This window comes from Vibrio sp. 10N.222.48.A3, from assembly GCF_041475345.1.
Taxonomy (GTDB): Bacteria; Pseudomonadota; Gammaproteobacteria; order Enterobacterales; family Vibrionaceae; genus Vibrio; species Vibrio tasmaniensis_A.
In genome coordinates, this window is sequence record NZ_JBFRVX010000728.1 from 1 (window position 1) to 3,948 (window position 3,948).

The following is a 3,948-nucleotide window of genomic DNA, read 5'->3' on the forward strand; positions in this document are numbered from 1 at the left end:
ATTTTTTAAAGCGGCTTGTTCTTTTAAAAGCGAGTAGGCTAGCGTTCGCCTTGAACCTCAAAGTCATCGCTGATTAAACGAGCGCAACCATCGGCTTCTAGTGCCCAGTGCTCACGATGCACAACACCAAACGCTTTGTTCATTGTCCAACTAGCCGTCAAAATGTAGCCGCCTTCTGGGTGCTCTTCCCACGTAACGTCTGTGTAATCAACGTCTTTGAAACCTTGGTCGATGATGTTTTGCCAAAATGCTTGAATCGCTTCACGACCTTCAAAAGTACCAAATGGACGCGCTTCCATTACACAGCTTTCAGCATATTGATCTGCACAACCTTTCGCATCTTGGCTGTTGAATGCTTTCTGCCATGCGTTAATGCCTTGCTTACATGCTTCTAAAATTTGGTTGTTTAACATTGTCTTTCTCCATATCAGTCTTCTTTCAAACACTGTGTCTTTGATTTGGTTATCTCGATAAGTTGGATTCAGTTTAGCCTTGGAAATTAAATTGAAAAACAGAGATAATAGAAAATACTGTGTGTAAAAAGAGAACAATAAGATGAGTAAGCTAAAGCAGATGTCGATTTTCGCTCACATCGTAGAGCAGGGCTCAGTATCAGCTGCGGCTGAAAAGCTTGAGTTATCCAAGTCCGTCGTCAGTCAGCACCTCAAAATTCTGGAACAAGAACTAGGTGCTTCACTTCTCAAACGCACAACACGGAGGCAATCTCTGACCAGTATGGGTGAGCGTTTTTATTTAAGCTGCAAAGACATCAACGTGATTGCTGACTCGGCTTGGGATATGGCCAAAGCTGAGCTAGAAGAGCCACAAGGTCGGATTCGTATTACTGCACCGAATGCGTTGATGGATTTATTGGTCGCGCCTGTTATTGCAGACTTGATGAAGCAATACCCGAAGTTAAAACCAGAGCTGATCAGCGATGATCAGCACTTAGATTTCATGGAACACGATATTGATCTCGCAGTACGAGTGGGCAGTTCTCGTGACAGCAACCTAAAGCAGAAACGCTTGGGCGAGTTTAAAGACGTGTTGTGTGGCGTTGAAAGCATGCGTTCTCGTGAGCTTGAATCTATCCCTTACATTGCTAACTCATGGCAAGGTAAGCAAGTCTCTCATCGCTTTACTTCTCAAACAGATCAAGACTTTATTTACCAACAACAAGCAAGCTGCACTACGAACTCCTTTCATAGTTGTCTCGCGTTGATCAAATTTGGCGTTGGCATTGGTGTGATCCCAGACTTCTATCTTCATCAACTATCAAATGAAGTGGTCGATCTCTTACCAAGTTTTCAACTACCCACTAACACGGTTTATGCGTTGAACTCATTCGCCTCAAACACACCGATTGCCATCAAACTGTGCGTTCAAGCGTTAGAAGAGAAGCTCAAACAGAACTTTGTTTAAAACCAATTCGATAAGTTAGTGATTTAGTAAAGAGGCTTAAAACCAAACTTGCCTAATAGATTGCTCAAGAGTGAAGATACAAAAACATAAAGACACTAAAAAGCCCGAGTATAAACTCGGGCTTTGAATGGTTTTCTTTATAACTTATGAGGAGCTAGATTGCCTGACGAAGTTGGAAGTAACGTCCTTCTTCGTTTAACAGCGATTCATGAGAGCCGTGTTCTACAATCTCGCCTTGTTCAATTAGAACGATAGAATCCATCGCTTCCAGACCAATCAAACGGTGCGTAATGAAGATAACCGTCTTGCCTTCAAAGTGCTTCTCGAACAGTGCCATGATACTGTGTTCTGTTTGCTTATCTAAGCCTTCTGTTGGCTCATCTAGAAGCAGGATAGGGGCATCATGAAGAATGGCACGTGCGATACCAATACGGCGCTTCTCACCACCAGACAGTTGACGACCACCGTCACCCAACCAGCTATCAAGACCATCATTCTCAAGCAGCTTTTCTAGACCAACGTCTTTAAGGATGTTAGCTAGGTGCTCATCGTTGGCATCTGGTTTCGCAATCAACAAGTTGTCGCGTAGGCTGCCATTCAAGATGTCGACACGCTGGCTTACCACACTGATTGATTCACGAAGCTGTGATTCATTCCACTGCGTCAGTTCAATACCCGCGATTGAGATGTAGCCCTTTTTAGGATCCCAGTAGCGAGTCAGAAGCTGAATCAGAGTCGATTTACCTGAACCCGTTTGACCCACAATCGCAACCTTGTTCGTTGCCGGAATTGTTAGCTCAACAGCGTTCAGAACACTGCGCTCAGAATCAGGGTAGTTGAACGTCACGTTTGAGAACGTAATATCAAGTGGCTTATTGATGTCGAGCTTCTCTTCAGCAAACTGAACTTCAGGCTCCGACAGAATCACTTCGTTCAAGCGACGAGCAGAAGACAGAGTTTGACCTAAATGCTGGAACGCGCCTGTGATAGGCATCAGCAGTTCAAAACTTGCCATAGTAGCGAACGCCATTAGCGCGATGAACGGGTCTGGTGCATTGCCACCCACGCCGTCAGCCGCAAGCCAAAGCATAAGAACCAACGTCAAACCGTTGAACAGCATTAGTGCAGCTGACGCCATACCAGTTAGGTTAGCATTCACAAACTGATTCGCCATCAGCTTGTGTTGCGTTTCTAGAATCGCATTACGGTACCGCTCTTCAGCACCGAACAGAGTCAGTTCGCTGTAGCCTTCAACCCAATCTAGCGTAGTCACACGAAGGTCAGCTTTGTTCTGTGTCAGCTCACCGCCGTTACGCTTGCCCAGCTTGTAGAACAAGATTGGCCAAACCAACAGCATGATCAGAAGGATAGAACCTAAGATCAAACCAAGCGAACTATCGAACCACATTAAGAATAGAGTCAGGAAGAAAATCCCAAACACACCCACCGTCACAGGGCTTACTAAACGTAAGTACACGTGATCCATCGCGTCGACATCAGCAACCAAACGGTTCAGTAGATCGGCGTCACGAAGGTTTGAGATACGACCTGGGATCAGCGGAGCCAGCTTCTTGAAGAAAAAGATACGTAAATCAGTTAACAGTTTGAATGTTGCATTGTGGCTGACAACACGTTCACCCCAACGACCCGCAGTACGGCTCATTGCCAAACCACGTACACCACCACCCGGTAGCATGTAGTTGAAGGTTTCACGTGCAATCGTAAGGCCTGCAACCGCAGAAGCTGAAATGAACCAGCCTGATAGCGTTAACAAGCCGATAGAAGCCGACAGAGTAGCAAAAGCCAATAGCATGCCTAGCGATAGGCCAAACCAATGCTTTTTATAGAGTTTCAGGTAAGGCAGTAAATCACGCATCTAAATTACCCTTATTATCTTGTTGAGCTAAGTTCGCGTTCAGCATCTCTTCAAACAAACCACCCGCAGTCGAAAGCTGAGAGTAATGACCTTGTTCAACCAGACCGCCATCACGCATCACCAGAATATTATCGACTGATTTAAGAGGTGCGAGTTGGTGCGTTACAAGCAGGGCAGTGCGGCTTTCAATATTGCTATTGATGCCTTTCATCACTAACTGTTCGCTACGAGTATCTAGGCTGGCAGTGGGTTCATCTAACAACCAGAACTGGCCATCTTGAATCATTGCGCGAGCTAGTGCCAAACGCTGAGATTGACCAACAGACAGGCCGCCAGAGCGATCAGAAATCATGTAATCCAAGCCGTGTTCGTTAACGAAATCGCTAGCAAATGATTGCTCAAGTGCATTCTCGACAACTTGGTCAGCAATATCGTGCTTACCCAGGGTGACGTTGTCACGAATGCTGCCGTGCAACAACAATGGGTTTTGACCCACCCAGCTAATGGTTTTACGCCAAGAGGCTAAGTCTAAGTCACGCAGTTCAATGCCATTGATTTTCAAGCTTCCTTCATAAGGCATGAAACCAAGGATGGCATTGATCAAACTTGTTTTACCCGCACCACTTGGGCCAACTAACGCAGTCGATTGG

At 45.6% G+C, this 3,948-nt stretch carries 4 protein-coding genes; 1 reads left to right on the forward strand and 3 read right to left on the reverse strand.

Features of this window, described 5'->3' with window-relative positions:
* Positions 1–38 precede the first annotated feature (38 nt).
* Positions 39–413: a nuclear transport factor 2 family protein gene (locus tag AB4653_RS19025; RefSeq protein ID WP_009846458.1), complete on the reverse strand. Its 375-nt coding sequence runs from the start codon at positions 411–413 to the stop codon at positions 39–41.
* A gap of 142 nt (positions 414–555) precedes the next feature.
* Here AB4653_RS19025 and AB4653_RS19030 point away from each other — a divergent pair, with 142 nt between their 5' ends.
* The gene (locus AB4653_RS19030) at positions 556–1,422 is read left to right on the forward strand and encodes a LysR family transcriptional regulator (RefSeq protein WP_009846459.1); all 867 of its coding nucleotides are present in this window, start codon (positions 556–558) and stop codon (positions 1,420–1,422) included.
* A gap of 154 nt (positions 1,423–1,576) precedes the next feature.
* Here the strand turns inward: AB4653_RS19030 and cydC are convergent, their stop codons facing one another.
* Together cydC and AB4653_RS19040 are read right to left on the reverse strand one after the other, a co-directional pair.
* On the reverse strand, positions 1,577–3,298 hold the full coding sequence (gene cydC / locus AB4653_RS19035; protein ID WP_009846460.1) for a heme ABC transporter ATP-binding protein/permease CydC: 1,722 nt from the start codon (positions 3,296–3,298) through the stop codon (positions 1,577–1,579).
* On the reverse strand, positions 3,291–3,948 hold a 658-nt coding region (locus tag AB4653_RS19040; protein WP_372105008.1), incomplete at its 5' end, for an ATP-binding cassette domain-containing protein. The genes AB4653_RS19040 and cydC, both read right to left, overlap by 8 nt.

Coding starts and splice junctions, on each gene's coding strand:
- AB4653_RS19030 (WP_009846459.1), top strand. CDS start 556: ATGAGTAAGCTAAAGCAGATGTCGATTTTCGCTCACATCGTAGAGCAG.
- cydC (WP_009846460.1), bottom strand. CDS start 3,298: ATGCGTGATTTACTGCCTTACCTGAAACTCTATAAAAAGCATTGGTTT.
- AB4653_RS19025 (WP_009846458.1), bottom strand. CDS start 413: ATGTTAAACAACCAAATTTTAGAAGCATGTAAGCAAGGCATTAACGCA.